Consider the following 21700-nt stretch of genomic DNA (forward strand, 5'->3'; position numbering starts at 1 on the left):
CTTCTATGTCTTTATTGCCATGTCTTCCAAGGCGCATTGCCACTTTCCCACATTGCTTCGAGCTCATTTTTCTCGCGCAGGGTATCCATCGGCTGCCAGAAGTCTTCATGGGAAAAAGCAGTTAACTCACCACTGGTTGCCAACTTGGTCAGGGGTTCTTTCTCCCAAACTGTTTGATCATTATCTATCAAGTCAATTACTGAAGGTTCACAGACAAAATAGCCCGCATTGATCCGCCCGCGCTCCCCTTGGGGTTTTTCGGCAAAAGCTGAAATTCCGTCCCCTTCAATCACCGCAGCGCCGAAACGGCCCGGCGGGGACACAACCGTCATTGTTGCCTTGCGCCCTGCCTTCTTGTGTGCCTCAATAGACGCACGAACATCAACGTTTCCAACGCCATCACCATAGGTCAAACAAAACGGCTCATCTGGATTTAAATAAGGAGCAATCCTTTTGACACGTCCACCAGTCTGGGTATGAGGCCCCGTATCAACCAAGGTTATTTTCCACGGTTCGGCCTTGGATGCGTGATATTCCAATTGATTATTTTCCAGATCAATCGTCACATCAGCATTATGCAGGAAATAGTTCGCGAAATATTCTTTGATGACATAACCTTTGTACCCAAGGCAGACAATAAACTCATTAATACCGTGGCTACTGTATATCTTCATAATATGCCAAAGGATCGGCATGCCACCGATTTCAACCATTGGCTTTGGCTTAAGATGGGTTTCTTCTGAAATCCGGCTCCCAAGTCCCCCGGCGAGAAGTACTGCTTTCATTTATAATACCCTTTTATTCTATAACAGCCGGAAGAACTGATGCCCGTTTTCCCAACAAAAACCCGATTGCGCCACAAAAACGGGCAGTATCCCGCCATGCTTTGCTTCGTTTTAGCACAAGCGCGTACCCCAAGGCTTTGAATGCGTAACGACAGGCGTATTTCAAGGCCAGACTACGCGCTGCGTTCATACCACGATGTTTTTTCTCAAAATAAAATCTGGACCAGGAAATGTGCCAAAATTTTTCCCAGTAATACGCTCTGTTTGGCCGCACGGATCCCCCACCGATATGTGTAATCACGGCATCTGGAACATGAACAATACCGTACCCTGCTTTACGAAGACGCATGCAAATATCATCATCTTCATAATAGAGGAAAATCTCGCGATCAAAAAAATCAACTGCGCGACCAGCGTCCATGCGTAAAAGCATCACGGCACCTGTCACAAAATCAGCACTGAGCGGTCCTTCGGGATGAATTTCCCCAATTCTTTTTCCCAATGCGCCCCGTTGAAACAAATTCACATCATGGGAAAGTTCAACAGCACCATCAGGATTAAGAATGGACGGTCCAAACAATCCAGCCTCGGGAAACTGATCCGCTGCCTGTATCAATTTGATGATGGCATCTTCACTCAAAACAGAATCAGGGTTCACAAGCAGTGCAAATTCAGTATTCACATTGCGTAAACCACAATTCATCCCATTACCATACCCCAACCCCACTTCGTTCAGAATTAACCGGGCTTGTGGTGCAACGGCCCGAACGATATCGAGTGTGTCATCGGTTGATGCATTATCGATTACAATTAACGGCACCTGCGAAGGCACTGTTTCTAGCATGTTGCCGATGACTTCACCGCCATTATGAGTAACGGTTAAAACAGTTACTCTGGACCAGATATCTTTGGGTGTCATTTCAAAGGTTTTCCACAAAAAAGATTTCGCACAATTTAGAAACCTTCCCTTGTGATAGCAAGAATTTTTCCATGATCAATATGGCTACAGACCAAGGAATAACGTATAGATGAATATTGAAAAAGAAAGTGGTGACAACATCAGATGCGGAATTAATCAGATTGAATAATAATCCATTGGAACGTGTACGTTCCGAACTTATCGAAAATGAACAACTGATCTGGGCAGACCGCCCCGTCAGCGAACGGTTTTACAGAAAGAAAATCAAAGCCGCAATCGCCGGAAAAGTCATAATTGGCTTGATAGCCTTATGGATACTCGGTGTTATTTTCACCAGTTTTTCCAGCGGCAACTTACCTGCCTTGGCCCTCGTTCTCTTTGCATTACCGCTTGCATTCATCGCCCGAAAAATGTTGAACAAGCCAAACGAAGCCAGACAACGCGCCGAACAGACTTACTACGCCATTACCGACAAACGTTTATTAATAATCAACGATTACAAAAACAAATCCATCGAAAGCTATGAACTGGATAAACTGGAATTCATAGAAAGCACTGAAAACAAAGACGGAACCGGGGATATTTATTTCACAAAAACATTAATCACGACCATTTCCAATAATGATCGTGACGGTAACTCATCACAGAAAAAATCCGTACACGAGGTCAAGAAAGGCTTTCAAGGAATATATGACACCGCAAAAGTTGCCGCTGAAATCAACAGGCAACGACTTGGTAAATAAATTTTGATATTTTTGCGCCCCGACGTTTGACACACACACCTATTAAATAAAATACCGTACATTTTAAAGACTATCTTAAATATCTTCTGTTAAATCATAGAGAAATTGCGCAGAGAAATCGCAGAAAAACATTGGAAAACGACGATAATCTTGCTGCAAAAATCTTAAAATTAACTGGTCGAAATGACCGGGATGGATGATGAAAGTGTGTTCGTGATGAGTTATTCCAAGGCCGTTAAATTATCGGGATTTTTTCTGGTATTCCTGAATACAGCACAACCCGCCCATGCCTATCTCGACCCAGGGACGGGTAGTATTATCATCCAATCCATTATTGGGGGAATTGCAGCAGCAGCAACCTTTGGCGCACTGTATTGGGCAAAAGTAAAAGCCTTTTTCAACAGTATCTTACACAAAGAGACAACAGACAGCAGCAGCGATAGCAAGTGACCAATCCCGATATACTTGACGGATCATTTCGTGACCCAGCTGGGCAGGTTCATGAGATAGATGGCCGTATATTCCGCACGGTAACTCCATACGGGGCGCCTGCCTTCGCAAAAGTACATGCCACAAATTTTTTAAATGATCTGGTCAAAACAGGGGATCTTGTACCTTATGAAATTGTCCAAGACCCAAAAATAATCGAGCTGTTTCCTCAGGCAGAATATGTCCTGGAACATAAACGGCTGAACTATATATCTTATCCTTATGAATGGTCATTCAATCTGCTTAAAGAAGCCGCGTTATTACATCTCTCGATCGCCATACAAGCCTTGGATAAAGACATTGTTCTCACAGATGCCAGCGCCTATAACATCCAGTTTATTGGCCCTAAACCTATCTTCATAGATCATCTTTCCTTTAAGCCCTACACAGACAGGGAATATTGGGTAGGACATCGTCAGTTTTGCGAACAGTTCCTGAACCCCTTATTATTAAGAGCAAAATTGGATGTACCGCATAATTCCTGGTTTCGCGGAACCCAGGAAGGCATTACCAACGAAGATCTTTCCAAGCTACTTGGGTTCCATCAAAAGCTATCCCTTAACGTTCTTAGTCATGTGGTCCTGCCGGCACGCTTCCAAACCCGGGCCAGAAACACACAACGAACAGACACAAAAAAAATAAGTGAGCGAAAGGGGATCGCAAAAACAACCTACAACAGTTTACTCGTTCAACTCAAAAAATGGATATCGACCCTTCGGCCCAGAAACACCCATAACAGTACATGGGGAAACTATGCTGAAGACAACACCTATAATGACGAAGAAAATAGACTCAAAGCGGATTTCATCACTGAGTTTATTCAATCGACGAACCCTGATCTTATCTACGATATCGGTTGTAACAGCGGCGCCTTTTCAGAAGTTGCCCTCAAAGCTGGTGCCCGCCAAAGTATCGGATTTGATTTTGATAAAATAGCAATTGACAAAGCCTTCAAACGGGCAACAGACAAATCTTTGAACTTATTACCGCTGTATCTGGACGCCGCTAATCCCAGCCCCAATCAAGGCTGGAAACAATCAGAAAGAGTTGGCTTTGTAGAACGCGCAAAACCGGATGCAATTTTAGCCCTAGCCTTTGAACATCACCTGGCCATAGGAAAAAACATTCCATTACAACAGGTCATTCAATGGCTTGTCTCACTTGCACCAAATGGAATAATTGAATTTGTGGATAAATCTGACCCCACAGTCCAAACTATGCTCTCAATGAGAGAGGACATTTTTCCAAACTATACCCCGTCGGCTTTTGAAAGTGCGCTATCTGATTGCACAACCATTGTAAATACAAGAGAAATAACAAAAGATGGCCGAACCCTATACTGGTATAAGCGGATATAAAAGTGCAAAAAATCTTGCTACTACCAATAGGTCCCGCGCTCCTTCTTACCTGTATTCCCTATATGAGGTTCTCGGGTGTCTATCCAATAGAAGAGGCACATAGAGCCGCATTGATCATTTTAGGTCTTGTGATTGGCTTGTTCTGGATTACAAACAAGTTTTTTCACCAGAATAACATTCCTGCGATGATCATCGTTATTCTCTCTGCCTATGGCCTAAAGTTATTTAACGGTCCGATATATCCCTCAATACTCATTATATCACTTTTTATTTTTTGGATTCTGGATCGCCAAATACCTTTTAAGAAGGTCGTTATTCTGTCCAACATTTTGGGAATTTTTCTATTCCCGACCTTTATCTATTCTGTTTTTAAGAATGTTTATGCCCACGATGGGGTTGTTAAAACATCTTCGGACTCACTTGAACAGGTATCTCTACAACAAAAGCCATCCATTATACATATCGTGCTTGATGGGTATGGATCCTCAAAAGTTCTGAAGGATCTCTACGGTCATGACAACCAAAGCTTTCGCAATGAGTTGACACGCCGGGGTTTTCAGATTTTTCCAGAAGTAACAGCCCCGTTCAATCAAACATTGTTCACGATGGCATCGGTAACGTCTGGCGGATATATCTCTCTACCTGACGAGACTGATGATCCGCAGAATTACCGATATCGTCTAGGAAAAACCATCACCAATGGCCCCATACACCAAATACTGCGTAGTCAGGGGTATAATTACACCCAAACCAAATCAGGATATGCCTACGTTGATTTTGACGATGCCGTCGAACTAAAGCCGGATCAACAATGGCTAACAGACCTCGAAGTAAGATTATTAAGATTTAGACCTGACCTGATTGCAGATCGACACAACGCCCAACTCAAATCTGCTTTAAAGGCTGAAAATATTCAAAATCTGACGCCACCTTTCTATTACTATCAACATCTTCTAGCACCGCACCCTCCTTTTACAATTTCAAGGGATGGCACACCAATCAAGACGACCGCAGTATATCTGAGCGATGGATCTCACTACATCAAAGGGTCAAAAGAAAAACAAACAAACTACATCAATGGATACCGTGAAAAAGCTTTATTTGTTGAACAATCCCTATTGAAACAACTCAAAAGCATTCCGAATGACCAGCCCCTAATTGTTCTTATACACGGCGACCATGGCCCCGGCGCACATATGCACCAGGAAAGCAGTAGTCTGTCCTGCATACCTGAAAGAATGACAACTTTTTTAGCAGTTTACAGCAATCTTGAAACAATCAAAGAGACTTTTGAAAAAGCACAATCAAAACAATTTAATATCGTTAATTTATATCGATATATATTGTCAGATATTTCAGAACAAGCCTTTCCCGCACTATCCAATGAAGCTAAATATCTAAAGTGGTCAGCGCCTTCACAGGCCACAGAAATTACCCCGGACATGTTAAATGCTGGGTGTTAGCTGGTTTAAAAATTAAGCATAAACTGAACTATTGTTGATTATGAACAATCAAGTCTTTGACCGCTTCGCTATCAACCACACCAAGCAAACGATCCTGAATCCCGGGTAAATTCACATCATCATATCCATCAGAACCTTTGAAAATTTCCGGCATTCCAATTACCTTTAACGGGTATGATTTATATTCAATTGGTTTTGCAGATTCTAAAAAGAAAGCCAACCGGTTGGTTGTCAGGACATACACCAATCGTTGCCCCAGATAGTATATCCAGTAAAGCCTGAGAATAAGGCCACCGAAGATACCAACCATAACGATGCTCAATACCGCCGAAAAGGAAAAGAAGATAACAGTAAGGACATTTAACAGAGCAACAAAAATTGAGCTGTATAAAAAGAACTTTGTTATCGGAGATCTATATTCTTGTTGCCAAACATGGGAAAAGCGAGGTTGACTAAACCACAGGATTTCTTCGTCCCCACGAATAGCCGCTTGGACAAATTCTGTCAGATCATCTTTGAGCAAATTGCGTATCCGTTTTCTTTTGCTGCGCTATGGGAAAAGCACCATCAAGATAGTTCATAAGATACGTAAGGCAATAGAAAACCCGGTAACTTTTGAGACAAAAGAAATTACCGGGTTTTCTATTTATTCAGCACAATAACGTCAGAGCGTCATCAAAGATGTATTTCCACCTGCCGCCGTGGTATCAATCGAGATTGAATGCTCGGTAGCAAAACGGTGCAGATACCTTGGCCCGCCAGCTTTTGGTCCTGTGCCGGAAAGGCCCATACCCCCAAAGGGCTGCACCCCGACAATCGCCCCGATCTGGTTGCGGTTCACGTAGGTATTCCCAACACGAACCCGACGGGAAATATAATCAACGGTTTCGTCAATACGACTGTGAATACCAAGTGTCAGGCCAAAGCCAGAGTTATTTATCTGATCAATAATACTATCAAGTTCAGATGCCTTGTACCTGATAACGTGCAGGACGGGTCCAAAGACTTCTTGTTTTAGCTGACCAAGTCCCTCGATCTCGAAAGCAACAGGTGCAACAAATGACCCGTTTGACGCACTCGGTGGCAAGGGTAATTCACGGATAACCTTTGCCTGTGTTTTCATATGAGAGATATGGGCATTCAGCATTGCCAAGGCTTCTTCGTCAATCACCGGGCCAACATCAGTTGATAGTTGGGTTGAATCTCCGATCGTCAACTCATCCATTGCCCCGGCAAGCATTGTCAGGATTTTATCTGCAACGTCTTCTTGCAAAAACAATACCCGCAAAGCAGAACAGCGCTGTCCCGCAGATTGGAAAGAAGATGCCAGCACGTCCCGGACAATCTGTTCGGGCAATGCGGTTGAATCAACAATCATCGCATTCTGGCCGCCCGTTTCTGCGATAAGCGGAACAATTTCACCTTCCCGGGCTGCAAGTGCGCGCTGAATAAGCTTGGCTGTCTCTGTTGATCCGGTAAAAGCAACCCCCTTGATGCGATCATCCGCAAGCAACGGCCCCGCTACCGTTGGGCCATCGCCTGGTAGCAAGTGAAGAACATCGCCGGGCACCCCCGCCTGATGAAAGAGCTTGATGGCTTTTACCGCGACCAGTCCAGTTTGTTCCGCAGGCTTGGCAATAACGGCGTTCCCCGCAGCCAAGGCAGCAGAAACCTGTCCCAAAAAGATCGCCAGCGGGAAGTTCCAGGGACTAATACACAGAAAAACTCCCCGCCCATGCATTGAAAGCTCATTGCGTTCGCCTGTTGGTCCAGGCATCACCAATGGATCGCCAAAATCTTGACGACATTTCACGGCGTAGTAGCGGCAAAAATCAACTGCTTCGCGGATTTCTGCGATCGCATCGGCAGTGGTTTTTCCTGCTTCGCGCATACACAAGGCGATAAATTCTGCGGTATTTTCTTCGAGCAAATCTGCCATGCGATCAAGGCAATTACCACGCTTTGTTGCCGGGGTTTGATCCCACCCCCACCATGCCCGATCTGCACGGGCCAACGCATTTTCGGCTTGTTCAGTAGAAGCCCAGGCAATGTCACCGACCTTGTTGCGCCGATCATTTGGCGACGTCACGGGATGCGTCGTTCCTATCTGTTCAACACCGCCAATGATTGGACCACCATGCCATCCTTCGTTGGCAAACTTCTGAACATCTTTACCAATTTCAGACAATTGAACAGCATCAGACAGGTCAAGCCCCTTTGAATTCAAACGCTCGGTACCAAAAAGATGCAACGGCAAAGGAATTTGCGGATGTGGAATGTTGAACAGATTGCGTGCCTTGAGAATTGGATCTGCAATGATTTCATCAATAGGGAGCTTTTCATCCTGAATTCTATTTACAAAAGATGAATTCGCTCCGTTTTCCAGCAACCGTCGTACAAGGTATGCCAACAGGTCTTCGTGACTGCCCACCGGGGCATAGATCCGAACGGGATAGCCCTTTCCCTTTTTACCAACGACCTGATCATAAAGAGCTTCGCCCATACCATGCAAACGCTGGAATTCAAAATCCTGCTCTGGTCCCGCCATTTCCATGATTGAAGCAACTGTATGTGCATTGTGGGACGCAAATTGTGGATAAAAAGCTTCTGGATCGGCAAGCATCTTGCGTGCGCAGGCCAGATAAGACACATCTGTAGAAACCTTACGGGTATAAACGGGATAGCCTTCCTGTCCTTCTTCCTGGGCCACCTTAATTTCAGTATCCCAATAAGCCCCTTTGACAAGACGAACCATCAAACGGCGTCCATGGCGATGGGCCATATCGGCCAGCCAATCGATGACAAAAGGCGCCCGTTTCTGATAGGCCTGTACAGCTAGGCCAAGCCCATTCCAACCCTTAAGTTCCGGATCGCCCGAAACCACCTCCAGAACATCCAGCGAAATTTCAAGACGATCAGCTTCTTCAGCATCAACCGTCAGCCCGATATCATACTTCTTGGCATCCAGCGCCAACTCTTTTAGACGCGGGACAACTTCGTTCATCACTCGACTGCGATGGGTAAATTCGTAACGGGGATGAATCGCTGACAGCTTGATTGAAATTCCGGGTGAATCAATTACACCGCGACCAGCGGCTGCTTTTCCAATTTCGGCAATCGCGGTGCGATATGCTTCAAAATAGCGATCAGCATCGGGCATTGTCCGAGCACCTTCGCCCAGCATATCATAAGAGTAACGATAACCTTTTTTCTCGTCATCTACAGCCCGGTCCAGTGCTTCTTTAATGCCGCGCCCCATGACAAACTGGCGCCCCAGAATTTTCATCGCCTGCTTCACAGCCTTGCGAATAACCGGTTCCCCACTTTTTTGAACCATCCGCTGAAATAGGCCAGAGAAGTCTTTGCCTTCGTCCTGTTTGATCTTCACCACGCGGCCTGTCAGCATCAATGCCCAGGTAGAGGCATTCACAAACATGGAATCACTGTGGCCTAAATGCGCTTCCCAATCAGCTGATGATAACTTGTCACGGATCAGTTTATCGATCGTTTTACTATCGGGTACCCGAAGCAATGCCTCGGCCAGGCACATCAGAACAACGCCCTCTTTTGAAGACAATTCAAATTCATGCATAAAGGCGTCAATGCCACCTTGCCCTACACGCGATTTCCGAACTTCCTTTACAAGATCGCGTGCCCGCGCCGAAATCCTGTCCAACGCATCACTTGGCAGATCAAGCGCATTAACCAGATCAGTTACCGCTTGTGTTTCGTCCATACGATAGGCAAGGCGCAAGGCCTGCATTAAAGGCGTGGCGTGTGCCAGTTCTTTATCGATAATCATGTCAGTAAATCCCAGATACCGCGATCAAGGCGCGTATTTTGTATTCATATCTGGAAGTAATATACCCCAATAATAGCGATATATGCTTCTATAATTACAAATTATACGATATTATCTCTAGTAAATTTCAAAATTACTAGTTATATAAACTGAATGACTGAACGAAAACTGGATCGAATAGATCGCAACATCCTTCGTGTATTACAAGAAGATGGTCGGGTATCCAATGTCGAATTGGCCCGCCGGGTCAACCTTAGCCCTACGCCTTGCCTTGAAAGAGTCAAGCGACTGGAACAAAGCAATTATATCAAAGGCTATATGGCTTCGCTTAATCCAGTGAAGATAAACGCAAGCTTGTTGGTCTATGTTCAGATTACTCTTGAACGAACAACTTCTGCTGCCTTTGAAGAGTTTAAAAAATCAATGATGGAGATACCGGAAGTTCTGGAATGTCACATGGTTTCCGGCGGATTTGATTATCTGATAAAGGTACGGGCGGCTGACATGGCAGAATATCGTGGTATTCTGGGGGACAAGCTGGCCGCAACCCCTTGGGTTTCCCAAACCCATAGCTATGTTGTCATGGAAGAAGTCAAAAACACGAATATACTACCCGTAAAAGATAACTTCTAATCTTTGCCTTCGTTAATATCTGTCACCTATGGAACTGTTATGAAGACATCATCTCCGCAAGAAAGCCTGAGCAATTTTGGACAACACATGGGTTACCGCCTTGCAGAATGGACAGAAGGATCAGCCTCTATTGCCTTAACAATCACAGAGTGTCATCTCAACAGTGCCGGAATTATGCATGGCGGCGTTCTCGCGACCCTGATTGATACGGCTTGTGGTTATACCTTGATCCACAATCCTGACCCAAAGAAACGCAATCGCGCCGTAACCCTTTCGCTCAACACACAGTTTGCCGCATCAGCAAAAACAGGGGATGAATTAATAGCGACCGGGCTTTTGAAAGGTGGCGGTAAACACATCAAGTTTTTATCGTGCGATGTCAAAAATCAACATGGACAACTTATTGGGCATGGCGAAGCTGTGATGAAGTTATTCTGACCTTTTCCCAAAAACGCCTCTGATTTATATTCTGCTTACAGCACCACATCTTTCACAGGTGCAACAATAACCACCAAACGACAAACAGCCCCCTGCGAATCACAAAAGGGGAAACACCCCCGATAAAGGTCGATAAAAGCTCGGTCAGCTCTGGGAACCGGGCTTTGGGTATAGGACACGGACCGTTGCTGCGCGACATCTTCCATTTCTTGCCACTTGATCTCGGCCATTTCCGGAGAGAAAGCTTCGGACAAACTCTGCCCCATGGAATTTACACCTGAAGCCTCTATTATTTTCTCCCCCTCAAGCTTAATGATATGGCCCGATGGGTTGGCAGCATCACGTTGGATCACCATCGTCCAGGGGAGTATTTTATGAACGTCCAGTGGATTAAAATCAGACCATTGAGGTAAAGGAGACAAGAGGTCCTGTTCTACCTCTAGCTTTGGCAAATCCGCATAATAGGAAGCCATGTGGGACACCGGGGAATTTTCTGGGATCTCATTCAGATCCAGAACTTGATACATACAAACCAGCCAAACAAAAACACAACAACCGGAAAGAAACGGCTTCCGACCCGTCCGTATAACTATATACACTTTTATAGATATAAAGATAGAGATTTATACTTGTACAACTTGTTGGCGGTACAATTACAAACCCTTAGGATTCAGAGAATTACTTACTTTTACTCGCCTCTAAAACAAGGCTTTCGCTTTTCAAGAAAAGCGGTGATACCTTCTTTGTAATCTGCGGTATCGCAACAAAGGAATGGCTGTGCCAATTCTTGTTCTGTTAATGGCGTAGGGTCCTGTGCACGTGCGGCATGTTTTTTATGCCAACGCGCCACCAGTGGTGCGCCCTGAGCTATTCGTCTGGCAGAATTATAAACCTCAGCTTCGGCAAGATCATTATCGACAATACGACCGATCAACCCTTTGATGTAAGCTTCTTCAGCCGAAAAGATGCGTCCTTCTAAAAGCAGCTCCATTGTAACACTGCGTCCGACCAACCCCACCAAAGCAATCATCGCCGGATAGGGAAGTACATTTCCGATCTTATTGATCGGAATACCAAAACGGGCTGACTTATTGGCTATCCGAAGATCACACTGGGCGGCAATCTCTAACCCGCCGCCCATGCACGCCCCCTCAATAAAGGCAAGTGTTGGATGCGGACATTGGCGAATGGCGTCCGCAGCCCGGTCCATAGGCTTTGCATAGTCGGCAGCCTGTTGCGATGAAAAGCGCACCTTTTTGAACTCTGCAATATCTGCACCGGCAGCAAAGGCCCGTCCACCGGCCCCGCGAATAATTACACATCGCACGCTATCATCGTCCCCAAGTTCCAGCATCACAGTTCCCAGGTCATGCCACATTGCCAAGTTAAAAGCGTTCAGTTTTTCCGGACGGTTCAAGACAACAGTAGCAATATTATCCTCACGCCAGACCAAGACAGTGTCTTGTGCCTTCTCTTTGTTATCCTTTTGAGAAATCTCAGACATTCTTCCTCACGAACCAGTACAGTTTGGCAATAATATCTGCGTAACAAGATAACCAGTATCATCCAATAGCGCTATTGTTTACATGAATGTTTTTTTACCAGTGCTTCCCAAGGGGGAAAAATATTGCAGCTTGTCAACACAAGAGGTAAATAGATCAAAATTATTCGGATAGCTTTGAACAAAGAGCTATCGGCAACTGACCCAAGGATCAGATACGCGATGAGCAAAATTACCGAAACAGCCAGAACAACGGCCTCTATTTTAATGGAAATCGAAGCTGTTCTCTTCCGTCCGGAAGATCCCTTTACCTTTACATCTGGTCGCATTAGTCCTGTTTATGTTGATTGCCGAAAGATTATTTCTTTCCCTCGCGCCCGTGCCAAACTGATGGATATGGCCGTAGAGCTGATCCAGCGTGACATTGGTTATGAGTCAATTGATGCCATCGCGGGCGGTGAAACCGCTGGCATCCCCTTCGCAGCCATGATCGCAGAACGTATGGGACTGCCTATGCTTTATGTTCGGAAAAAACCAAAAGGCTTTGGGCGCGATGCACAGATTGAGGGCTTCATGGAAGAAGGCAGTCGTGTTCTGTTGATTGAAGACCTGGCAACAGATGGCGGCTCAAAGCTCAACTTTGTCGAAGCGATCCGTAATGCAGGTGGAAAATGTGATCATACCTTTGTGTTCTTCCACTATGGCATCTATCCACAATCTGTCACCGATCTGGCCAAAGAAGGCGTGACACTACACGCCCTTGCCACTTGGTGGGATGCCCTGAAAGTTGCCGAAGAAAAAGGCTATCTTGAAAATGACAACCTTGTCACGGTTCGTTCTTTCCTGAGCAGCCCAAACGAGTGGTCAAAAAAGCGTGGCGGCAAAGCGGATTAAGGCGCTAATCCCAAACCAAACAAATTCAAAGGGTGGTAGTTTTTCCACCCTTTTTTCATGCCTAATCAGTTACTTCTTGCTTCTCTGTAATCTGTTTCCCAGTAAGGCGGCGAGCCATACTTTCCGCGGAGAAAATCGATAAAAGCAGTAATCTTGGGTGGTGTGAAATTACCCGGTGGATAAACGGCCCAAATTTCGCCACTACGCGCCACCGGATAATCTGTCATCAACTCCACAAGACGTCCATCGCGCAAGTCTTCCCAGACATGAGCAACAGACTTTACCGTCAACCCCATACCATAGAGCGCGGCATCGTAAGCGTAATCCCCGGAATCCCCCATAATGGAAGAGGTCGCATCAAAAGTAATCTCCCCTTTTGGTCCTTCGAAATACCAGTAGGGCATAAAACTTACCCCGACAAATTCATGTTTATTCAAATCGTCCGGTGTTTTTGGCTCTCCCTTGCGGGCAATATATTCCGGAGAGGCACAAAGAACTCTTGGATTTCCTGCCAATTTTCTGGCACGCAGGGTTGAATCTGGTAACTTTGCCCCGCGAACCGCGAGATCATAGCCCTCTGCAATCAGGTCAACCAAGCGATCTGAAAAACTCATCTCCAAAGTAATTTTGGGATAACGATCCCTAAATTCATTAAGGTAAGGCAGAATATGCTTCCTGCCAAAAAACATATTGCAAGATATACGTAGGGAACCACTTGGTTCTTCGGCTTTTTCGTCTAATTGACAGAGAGCAACATCAATCTCCTTAAGAGCAGCCAAAGCATGTTCTTTAAAAATCTGCCCTGCTTCTGTGAGGGCAATGGACCTCGTTGTCCGCGACATTAACTGACTACCGACAGACTTTTCCAGCGTCACCAGACGGGCACTGGCTGCAGAAGGGGAAAGCCCGAATTCCCGCCCCGCAGCTGAGAGATTTTTTAAGAGAGCCACCCGAACAAAAAACCTGAGATCATCTAAACGCATTATTCAAAAACTTAGGAAAGTGTTATTAAAATTATACCAATTATACAAAAGTTCTAATCATGAGACAGTTCTTTTTAAAGAACAGGAGGTACTCATGCTACATACCCGAAATTCATATGAATACGCCGCCCGTAACGAACGGAGTAAAATGGCACTCAGAATATTACATTATTTCATAAAATCACTGAACACTGCATTCTTCAAGATTGGCCCTAACAAAGCCGACACCCCTTGTTAAAGAGTGGCATCAAACCCTGAATAACCAAGTCAAAGTTACTGTCATCAGCAGATATTTTTCATCATAGCTTGACAAAAATCCCCTCAGATATTATTTCGATAAATATAGAAATAATATCTGAGGGTGATATGGAATTAGATAAAGCAGCAGTCTGTCTTTCCAAATTGGGAAACCCGGCGCGCCTTGCCATGTTTCGCCTGCTGGTGAAAGCCGGAGACGAAGGACTTGCTGTCGGCGATATTCAAAAAGAACTGAATATGCCACATTCCACGCTCTCACATCATATTTCTCACATGATGACATCGGGACTCTTAATCCAGTCACGTGAAGGTCGGGTTTTACGGTGCCGACTGGATTACCAGCTAACAAACAGTCTGCTGGACTATCTGATGGAAGACTGTTGTAAAGGGCTTCAGAAAGCTTAACGACAGAGATTAACCCCGAAATAAACAAAATCGAAAACCAAAAGAAAAGAACAATGTCAAAAAAATCCACCCTAATATTTCGATAATTCCAGAAACAAGGTAATGTTATGTCTTTCCTAGAAATAACAAAATGGAACAGCTTGCGGCTGGATAAAGTCATCCTCGCATTTTTGCTCACCCTCATATTAATTGCCATTTTCGATCAAAGTCAGCTTTGGCCTTCGATTGTTTTTGCAGGCAAAAATATCGTTACGATCCTTCCATTTATTGTGCTCTCAATTGGTGTCGCGGCCTATACAAAGGCGAGTAATCTCGACAGCAAAATCAATACAACAACATCTGGAAACCCCATCGTCAGTATTGGTATTGCCGCCCTATTTGGCACGCTATCCCCCTTTTGTTCCTGTGGTGTCATTCCCTTGATTGCCGGTTTGCTTCGTGCGGGCGTCCCCCTGGCACCTGTGATGGCATTCTGGATTTCCTCGCCCCTGATGGACCCCGAAATGTTCATTCTTACCAGCGCCGTTTTCGGTCTGGAATTCACGACCTTCAAAACCATTGCTGCTTTTCTGATGGGAACAACGGGCGGTATTGTTGCTTATCTGATGGTACGGGCGGGTTATTTTCAGGAAATCATGCGTCCGCAAACATCAGGGGGCTGCGGATCGTCCTGTGCCCCTGATAAGAAACCGGACACAACAATCTATTGGAAGTTCTGGCGCGATCCCAAGCGAACAGAGACCTTTAAGACAGAGGCCATGACCAATGGCTGGTTCCTTTTCAAATGGCTGGCACTTGCGTTCCTGTTCGAAAGCCTGATGGTCGCCTATCTGCCCGTTGACAAGGTTGCTCTGCTCTTCGGGGATGAACAGTGGTGGTCAATTCCGCTTGGGGCGCTTATCGGTATTCCAGCCTATCTGAACGGCTATGCCGCCATTCCAACCATCAACAGTTTGATCGAACTTGGCATGGGCGCAGGCACGGGCATGACCTTTATGCTTGCAGGGTCAGTTTCTTCAATTCCAGCAGCAATGGGGGTCTATGCTTTGGTCAAAAAGCCCGTCTTTTTCCTCTATCTTCTGCTTGGTCTTTTTGGCGCAATCGTATCGGGTTATGCTTTCACAGCCTGGCTAACCCTATAGGGAATACTCAATCTTGATAAGGGCCTTAGCACCATCTAAGGCCCTATCCCTACTACCAAAACTAAAATTTCATCAAAGCTTGATTGACCTCTGGAAATAACCCCATAGAGTTATGGTCAGGAAACTCCCCTTACAAAGCCATTTTAATAAATGAATGAAGATGTCAGAAGAAAGCCTTACATCGCCAAAAGCATCTTTACCCGATAGAGGGCCAACAACGTCGTCCTCCCCCACTATAAGGGAACTATTTCATGTCTGGCTAAAAATCGGGCTATTGTCATTTGGTGGCCCAACAGCTCAGATTGCGTTAATGCACCGCATGATCGTCGAAGAGCGATCTTGGTTAAGCGAACGGCAATACCTCAATGCGCTCAGTTTTTGCATGCTGCTGCCCGGCCCCGAAGCCATGCAGCTTGCCACCTATACCGGGTGGCGATTACACGGCTTTCTTGGCGGATTATTAGCGGGATTACTTTTTGTTATCCCCGGGGCACTGGTTGTACTGGCCCTTGCCACGATCTATGCCTTCTTTGGCGATGTTCCACTTGTAAATGCTCTTTTCCTTGGCGTGAAAGCCTGTGTTTTGATTGTTGTGATAGAGGCCCTTCATCGCGTTGCCCTAAAAGTTCTGCATTTACCGGAATACTGGTTTATTGCCGGACTGGCGTTTATTGGCATCTTCTTTCTAAATCTTCCCTTCCCCATGATCATTGTCGTTGCCGCCCTGTTTGGGTTCCTGCGCAATAATGCTGATACAACGGTTCCCGAAGAAACCAAGAAGCGTACTCGTAATTTAAAGCAAACTTTAGGAACCATTGCCTTATGGCTTATCATATGGGCGACCCCGCTAGTCTTGCTCAACACCTTCGCACCACAGTCGATCCTCAATGACATCGGGATCTTCTTTTCCAAGCTGGCTGTGGTTACATTCGGCGGGGCTTATGCTGTGCTGGCCTATATGTCACAGGATGTTGTTATTCACTTTGGCTGGTTAACAGCCGGCGAAATGATGGATGGACTTGGACTGGCAGAAACAACCCCCGGTCCCTTGATTTTGGTGACAGAGTTTGTCGGGTTCATTGCCGCTTTCCGCGAAGATGGACTAGCTCTTGGACTACTGGGCGCTCTGGTAACATTGTGGGCTACTTTTGCCCCCTGTTTTCTCTGGATCTTTGTCGGCGCACCCTACATCGACTGGATCGGTACTCAACCAAGATTACGGAGTGCCTTGAGCGGCATTACAGCTGCTGTTGTCGGTGTTATCTTAAATCTGTCTATCTGGTTTGGTCTTCATGTTTTCTTTTCCAAAGTACAGGCCAAGCCATACGGTCCAGTCACTGTCTGGGTGCCTGATTTCCATACGCTTGACTGGCGGGTTATTTTACTTTCTTCAGTCTGTGGCTTTTTGATTCTGAAACTTCATTGGAGCCTTACCCGCGTCCTGATGATCTCTGCTTTTAGTGGGGCCGGGCTGGTCTGGACAGGGTTATAGTCAATCCTTAGAAAAATGCCTGACGATGCTTTGGCATCAAAGGAGGATCAGCCCTTAAAAAGTTTCTCAGAAGATCTGAAATAAAGTCAAAAATTCTGACCCGATTAGCATCTCGCAAAGATGTTTTGCTCAGTGACAGTTCAATTGGATATGGTTTCAGCGGAACCGGGCAATCAGAATAAAACAGACCAGATCTCTGCGCCAAAACAAGGGCAGCATGCGCTGGGATAGTCGCAATATAGCTAGTGCCTGCAAGCAAGAGATCTGTGGTCGCAAAATGTGTTGTTGAGGCGGCAACCTTACGCCTTTCACCGGTCATATTTAGAACTTCATCAACAGCCCCCACCAAACCACCGGATGAAATCAAGAGATGCTCACGTTCCAAAAATTCTTTCTTGGTAAAGGCAATGCCGTTATCCGCAGGAACTTCGCTTATGGTCAAATAGCATGATTGCCCAACGGCTTGGCGTTGAAGACGTGAATTGGAAAGCCCGCCTGAACCAATGGCAATATCAAAGGATTTATCCAATAACAAAGCGCTCGTTACGTCGCTAAATGTCTGTTTTATTATGGGCCTGATTTGTGGAAATTCTTCTCTCAATGCTTTGATAATTGCAGCACCGTAAGCAATTTCAATATCATCAGACATGCCCAGTTTAACAAATCCAATAGCTTTGTCATCTTGGGACAATTCCAAACTTTTAAGCGCCGCATTCAAAACATCCTGTACATAGGGCTTAATTTCTATTGCCCGGGACGTTGGCTTTAATCCCCCTTTAACGCGAACAAACAGGGGATCACGATAAACATCTCTTAACCGTCCCAATGCTGCACTAACGGCCGATTGGCTTATTCCCAACTTCACAGCAGCCCGTGTAGCGTTTTCTTCTTCGATCAGCGCATCAAAAATTTTGAAGAGATTTAGGTCCATGATTCAGGCTTAATACTATTAATTTTATTAATAATATTTATTTATCATATTTGTTGTATTTATAGAAATTTCTGTTTCATACTTTTAATTGTTTCGATTTTTCTAGATTGCTTCACAAGCACATATCAAACAGGACCTAATCATGGGACATGATCATTCTCACGACCATACAGCCCCTCCCTCTGATCCTGCCCTCAGGGTCAAGGCCCTGGAATCCCTTCTTGTGGAAAAAGGGTTGGTTGATCCCGCCGCCATCGATGAAATTATTGAAACCTATGAAACCAAGGTTGGCCCGAGAAACGGGGCAAAGGTTGTGGCAAGAGCCTGGACCGATCCAGACTTTAAATCGCTGTTACTGTCAGATGCGAACAAGGCCATTCATTCAATGGGCTATACAGGGCGTCAGGGCGAACACATGAAGGTGGTCGAAAACACAGCGACCCAACACAATCTCGTCGTTTGTACCCTTTGTTCCTGTTATCCCTGGACAGTTCTTGGCCTCCCCCCTGTCTGGTATAAATCTGCCCCCTATCGCGCCCGGGCGGTATCCGACCCCAAAGGAGTTCTGGCAGAGTTTGGAACAACACTTCCCAAAGGGATGAAAATATCTGTCTGGGATTCAACATCGGAAATGCGTTTTCTCGTCCTTCCCCAGCGCCCTGCAAACACAGATGGCTGGACAACAGAAGAGCTTGAAAAACTGATTACCCGGAATTCCATGATCGGCGTTGAACACGCGCTAACACCGGAAAAACTGCGCGCAATAGAAGCAAGCAAGACCCCTTGACCACCAAGCCTGGATACAGAAAATATTCATAACAGGAGAAACTTTATGAACGGTGCACACGATCTGGGGGGCATGCATGGATTAGGGCCAATTAACCCGGAACCTGAGCTGGAAGAACCTGTTTTCCACGCAGAGTGGGAAAAACGTGCCCTTGGCTTGACTTTGACAGCCGGATGGCTTGGACAGTGGAATATAGACATTTCCCGCTTTGCGCGGGAACGTCAACACCCCATCACTTACCTTTCCAATAGCTATTATGAAAACTGGCTCGCTGGTCTGGAAACACTATTAATAGAACGCGGTGTTATCTCGCCCGAAGAACTGGCACAGGGAAAAGCAATAGATCCAGCGCCCGCAGAGCTTATAGAAAAATGTGCACCAGCATCAGCCGTTCAAGATATTCTTTTAGCTGGCGGGCCATGCGATTTGGCAACAGATGATCCGCAAAGCTTTCAAATCGGTGACAAAATCAGGGTTATACAATTCAACCCGACAGGACATACGCGCGCCCCCAGATATATCCGCGGCCATAAGGGCACAATTACCGATTATTACGGCAGCTTTATTTTTCCCGATGAAAATGCACAGGGTAACAAAATAGGTCAGCACCTCTACAATGTATCGTTTGACGGCAACCAACTGTGGGGCGAGGGCAACGATACAACCATACACGTTGATCTCTGGCAAAGTTACATGGATCCGGCATGAGCAATACAACTCAACACTTTTGTAATAGTCTTCCACAAATCCCCACCGACGAGGATGGCCCCGTCTTTGCTGAACCATGGCAGGCACAGGCTTTTGCCATGGCTGTGCGTCTTTGTGATGAAGGTCATTTCACATGGTCGGAATGGGTGAACATGTTTAGTCAGGAAATCAAGCTTGCCCAAGCAAATGGAGACCCCGATCTAGGCAATACCTATTACGATCATTGGCTCAACGTGCTTGAAAAGATGGTTTCACAAAAACAAAGCATCAAGCCTGAAGAGCTGCTTGCCCGCAAAGAAGAATGGCGCAGTGCTTATCTGCGCACACCACACGGACAGCCAGTTGAGTTATAGCCTGTTTTTAACAGACAATACATTGGCAAAAAGATCACTTGCTTCTTGCAGAACGACCACCGATACAATCGATTATTTTCTATGATCACAGAAAACCATTGAAATAAAAAAACACATGCATAGATATGAGTCTCAAACTTTATATTGAATAGCTATTCATTTGATAACAAAACACTTTTCACTTAATGAAAGCTCGAAAGCACAGCTTCTGGCACCGCGAGAGAAACTCAATTTTTATGATACCCAATCGGCCACCCTATCCCGCGAGATTACGGCCTTGGAAGCATGGCGAATAATTAGCTCAAACCCCGCCCCCTTAATGAAATTCGCATTTCGCCTGCGCGACAGGATATCAGGTTGGTTTGGCATAAAACCCATCAAGGGTTTTTCTGGTCAGTTGCCAGAAAATCTGCGCGTCGGTGAGCGTCTCGATTTCTTTATGGTCGAACACCTTGCACCGGATATTCTGACACTAACGGCCAGAGACAAGCATCTGGATGTAATGACCTGTATAACAACGGATAAAACCACGCTAACCGTTACATCATCAGTCAGAACTCATAATCTTTTGGGACGTCTTTATATGATTCCTGTGGCCACAGCCCACAGGTTGATTGTACGGGCAGACTTAAAACGTATCAAAACGCAAATGGATCAAAATCATAACCCGTTAGCGTAGGTTTTAGCCAACCATAACACCAAAGGAATACTAAAGAACGAAACAACTGTCTGTACAGTTGACGTTGCAGCATACAGATCCGCATCGCCCCCCATTTTTTTGGCCAGCAAGTATCCGTTCATTGCTGTTGGAACAGACGCACAAACCATAAGGACGGAAAATGATAAGCCTGAAATACCAAACCACAACGCCCAACCAGCCATCACAGCGGGTGTCAACATCAGCTTGCCGATCAACCCGACCAGAAGTTCACGCGAAGGCCTGAGAGCGGCCTTGAGGCTTAATCCCGCCCCCAAAGCCAATAGTGACATGCTCAAGGCGGCCCGCCCCAAAAGATCAGCCATTGTCATGGCTGGTTCCCACACCGCCACATCAAGCAGGTTAAGTACAAGCCCGGTTAGAACACCCCAAAGCAAAGGGTTCACAACTATTGTTTTCACAACTTTTGGCAAAGAAGGGCCCGACTGACCTTCATCATCCGAGAAGGTGGCCAGAACTAAAATATTCGTTATTTGTAAAAACGGCACCATTATCGCCATAGCCAAAGCGATCAATGCCCCTCCTTCAGAGCCATATAGCTTTAAAACAATGGCCAGAGCGATAAAACCATGCCATCTGGTGACGGTCTGGTAAACTGTTGAGAACTGCCCCCTGCTCGTCCCCCATAGTTGTCGGAGTAAGGGCCACAGAAGCAAGGTAAGGATACCAAGACTGACCATCATCGCCAGCGCTGAAAAAACATAGGGCCCCAGCTCTATTGCAGAAAGATCAGCCTTGATCAGAGTGGTTGCCAAAATGCAGGGGAAAAATATCCAGAAACAAAGTTCTTCCAGAACCCGCCAGTGCTCCTTGGGAACAAAATTGCTTTTACGCAACCCGAACCCAAGCAAGATAATTGCAAAGATCGGAAAGATACTTTCAAAGACAACCAGCATGA

At 45.7% G+C, this 21700-nt stretch carries 23 protein-coding genes; 14 read left to right on the forward strand and 9 right to left on the reverse strand.

The genetic code is table 11. The features are described 5' to 3' along the window. Nucleotides 1–11: 11 nt before the first annotated feature. Both rfbF and WH95_RS03490 read right to left on the reverse strand, forming a co-directional pair. Nucleotides 12–785 (reverse strand): glucose-1-phosphate cytidylyltransferase, encoded by a 774-nt coding sequence (gene rfbF / locus WH95_RS03485; RefSeq protein WP_046502894.1) that lies wholly within the window; start codon nucleotides 783–785, stop codon nucleotides 12–14. Nucleotides 786–798: 13 nt separating this feature from the next. Next, nucleotides 799–1704 (reverse strand): glycosyltransferase family 2 protein, encoded by a 906-nt coding sequence (locus WH95_RS03490; RefSeq protein ID WP_052741760.1) that lies wholly within the window; start codon nucleotides 1702–1704, stop codon nucleotides 799–801. A 131-nt stretch (nucleotides 1705–1835) separates the two neighbouring features. Here WH95_RS03490 and WH95_RS03495 point away from each other — a divergent pair, with 131 nt between their 5' ends. The 4 genes from WH95_RS03495 to WH95_RS03510 all read left to right on the forward strand — a co-directional run bounded on the left by WH95_RS03495 (nucleotide 1836) and on the right by WH95_RS03510 (nucleotide 5757). Next, on the forward strand, nucleotides 1836–2447 hold the full coding sequence (locus WH95_RS03495; RefSeq protein WP_046502896.1) for a hypothetical protein: 612 nt from the start codon (nucleotides 1836–1838) through the stop codon (nucleotides 2445–2447). 183 nt (nucleotides 2448–2630) lie between these two features. Next, nucleotides 2631–2897: a hypothetical protein gene (locus WH95_RS03500; protein ID WP_046502899.1), complete on the forward strand. Its 267-nt coding sequence runs from the start codon at nucleotides 2631–2633 to the stop codon at nucleotides 2895–2897. Next, a complete protein-coding gene (locus tag WH95_RS03505; RefSeq protein WP_046502901.1) occupies nucleotides 2894–4294 on the forward strand; it encodes a methyltransferase domain-containing protein in 1401 nt (466 codons plus the stop codon). The genes WH95_RS03500 and WH95_RS03505 overlap by 4 nt, the downstream gene beginning before the upstream one ends. Nucleotides 4295–4296: 2 nt before the next feature. Next, the gene (locus WH95_RS03510; RefSeq protein WP_157845876.1) at nucleotides 4297–5757 is read left to right on the forward strand and encodes an alkaline phosphatase family protein; all 1461 of its coding nucleotides are present in this window, start codon (nucleotides 4297–4299) and stop codon (nucleotides 5755–5757) included. A gap of 28 nt (nucleotides 5758–5785) precedes the next feature. Here the strand turns inward: WH95_RS03510 and WH95_RS03515 are convergent, their stop codons facing one another. Both WH95_RS03515 and putA read right to left on the reverse strand, forming a co-directional pair. Then, nucleotides 5786–6280 carry a hypothetical protein gene (locus WH95_RS03515; RefSeq protein ID WP_046502907.1) on the reverse strand — a complete coding sequence of 165 codons (495 nt, stop codon included), beginning with the start codon at nucleotides 6278–6280 and terminating at the stop codon, nucleotides 5786–5788. A gap of 141 nt (nucleotides 6281–6421) precedes the next feature. Beyond that, nucleotides 6422–9559 carry a bifunctional proline dehydrogenase/L-glutamate gamma-semialdehyde dehydrogenase PutA gene (putA, locus tag WH95_RS03520; RefSeq protein WP_046502909.1) on the reverse strand — a complete coding sequence of 1046 codons (3138 nt, stop codon included), beginning with the start codon at nucleotides 9557–9559 and terminating at the stop codon, nucleotides 6422–6424. 153 nt (nucleotides 9560–9712) lie between these two features. Between putA and WH95_RS03525 the strand changes: the two genes are divergently transcribed. Further along, nucleotides 9713–10192: an Lrp/AsnC ligand binding domain-containing protein gene (locus WH95_RS03525; RefSeq protein ID WP_046502911.1), complete on the forward strand. Its 480-nt coding sequence runs from the start codon at nucleotides 9713–9715 to the stop codon at nucleotides 10190–10192. A 39-nt stretch (nucleotides 10193–10231) separates the two neighbouring features. Continuing rightward, on the forward strand, nucleotides 10232–10630 hold the full coding sequence (locus WH95_RS03530) for a PaaI family thioesterase (protein WP_046502913.1): 399 nt from the start codon (nucleotides 10232–10234) through the stop codon (nucleotides 10628–10630). 35 nt (nucleotides 10631–10665) lie between these two features. Here the strand turns inward: WH95_RS03530 and WH95_RS03535 are convergent, their stop codons facing one another. Both WH95_RS03535 and WH95_RS03540 read right to left on the reverse strand, forming a co-directional pair. Next, nucleotides 10666–11103: a hypothetical protein gene (locus WH95_RS03535; RefSeq protein ID WP_157845878.1), complete on the reverse strand. Its 438-nt coding sequence runs from the start codon at nucleotides 11101–11103 to the stop codon at nucleotides 10666–10668. 215 nt (nucleotides 11104–11318) lie between these two features. Beyond that, on the reverse strand, nucleotides 11319–12134 hold the full coding sequence (locus tag WH95_RS03540; RefSeq protein WP_046502918.1) for an enoyl-CoA hydratase/isomerase family protein: 816 nt from the start codon (nucleotides 12132–12134) through the stop codon (nucleotides 11319–11321). A 219-nt stretch (nucleotides 12135–12353) separates the two neighbouring features. Here WH95_RS03540 and WH95_RS03545 point away from each other — a divergent pair, with 219 nt between their 5' ends. Next, nucleotides 12354–13025, forward strand: a complete 672-nt coding sequence (locus WH95_RS03545) for an orotate phosphoribosyltransferase (protein WP_046502921.1) — start codon at nucleotides 12354–12356, stop codon at nucleotides 13023–13025. 65 nt (nucleotides 13026–13090) lie between these two features. On the opposite strand, the gene WH95_RS03550 is transcribed toward WH95_RS03545, so the two are convergent. Next, on the reverse strand, nucleotides 13091–14008 hold the full coding sequence (locus WH95_RS03550) for a LysR family transcriptional regulator (RefSeq protein ID WP_046502924.1): 918 nt from the start codon (nucleotides 14006–14008) through the stop codon (nucleotides 13091–13093). A gap of 366 nt (nucleotides 14009–14374) precedes the next feature. Here WH95_RS03550 and WH95_RS03555 point away from each other — a divergent pair, with 366 nt between their 5' ends. From WH95_RS03555 to chrA, 3 genes are all read left to right on the forward strand, one after another. Continuing rightward, the gene (locus WH95_RS03555; RefSeq protein ID WP_046502927.1) at nucleotides 14375–14671 is read left to right on the forward strand and encodes an ArsR/SmtB family transcription factor; all 297 of its coding nucleotides are present in this window, start codon (nucleotides 14375–14377) and stop codon (nucleotides 14669–14671) included. Between the two features lie 107 nt (nucleotides 14672–14778). Beyond that, nucleotides 14779–15813: a permease gene (locus WH95_RS03560; protein WP_046502930.1), complete on the forward strand. Its 1035-nt coding sequence runs from the start codon at nucleotides 14779–14781 to the stop codon at nucleotides 15811–15813. A 160-nt stretch (nucleotides 15814–15973) separates the two neighbouring features. Further along, a complete protein-coding gene (gene chrA, locus WH95_RS03565) occupies nucleotides 15974–17305 on the forward strand; it encodes a chromate efflux transporter (RefSeq protein WP_046503372.1) in 1332 nt (443 codons plus the stop codon). A gap of 7 nt (nucleotides 17306–17312) precedes the next feature. Here the strand turns inward: chrA and WH95_RS03570 are convergent, their stop codons facing one another. Further along, nucleotides 17313–18236, reverse strand: a complete 924-nt coding sequence (locus WH95_RS03570; protein ID WP_046502933.1) for a LysR family transcriptional regulator — start codon at nucleotides 18234–18236, stop codon at nucleotides 17313–17315. Nucleotides 18237–18378: 142 nt separating this feature from the next. Between WH95_RS03570 and nthA the strand changes: the two genes are divergently transcribed. The 4 genes from nthA to WH95_RS03590 all read left to right on the forward strand — a co-directional run bounded on the left by nthA (nucleotide 18379) and on the right by WH95_RS03590 (nucleotide 20763). Next, entirely contained in the window at nucleotides 18379–19023 is a 645-nt protein-coding gene (gene nthA / locus WH95_RS03575) for a nitrile hydratase subunit alpha (protein ID WP_046502936.1), read from the forward strand. Nucleotides 19024–19068: 45 nt separating this feature from the next. Further along, nucleotides 19069–19731 carry a nitrile hydratase subunit beta gene (gene nthB / locus WH95_RS03580; protein ID WP_046502939.1) on the forward strand — a complete coding sequence of 221 codons (663 nt, stop codon included), beginning with the start codon at nucleotides 19069–19071 and terminating at the stop codon, nucleotides 19729–19731. Continuing rightward, nucleotides 19728–20084: a nitrile hydratase accessory protein gene (locus WH95_RS03585; RefSeq protein WP_046502942.1), complete on the forward strand. Its 357-nt coding sequence runs from the start codon at nucleotides 19728–19730 to the stop codon at nucleotides 20082–20084. Before nthB ends, WH95_RS03585 begins: the two co-directional genes overlap by 4 nt. Nucleotides 20085–20244: 160 nt before the next feature. Then, nucleotides 20245–20763: a DUF2867 domain-containing protein gene (locus WH95_RS03590; protein ID WP_204247696.1), complete on the forward strand. Its 519-nt coding sequence runs from the start codon at nucleotides 20245–20247 to the stop codon at nucleotides 20761–20763. Here WH95_RS03590 and WH95_RS03595 read toward each other — a convergent pair. Beyond that, nucleotides 20745–21698, reverse strand: a complete 954-nt coding sequence (locus tag WH95_RS03595) for an AEC family transporter (RefSeq protein WP_046502945.1) — start codon at nucleotides 21696–21698, stop codon at nucleotides 20745–20747. The genes WH95_RS03590 and WH95_RS03595 overlap by 19 nt on opposite strands. Between the last annotated feature and the right edge of the window lie 2 nt (nucleotides 21699–21700).

Origin of the sequence: Kiloniella litopenaei, assembly GCF_000982415.1 — a bacterium.
Taxonomy (GTDB): Bacteria; Pseudomonadota; Alphaproteobacteria; order Kiloniellales; family Kiloniellaceae; genus Kiloniella; species Kiloniella litopenaei.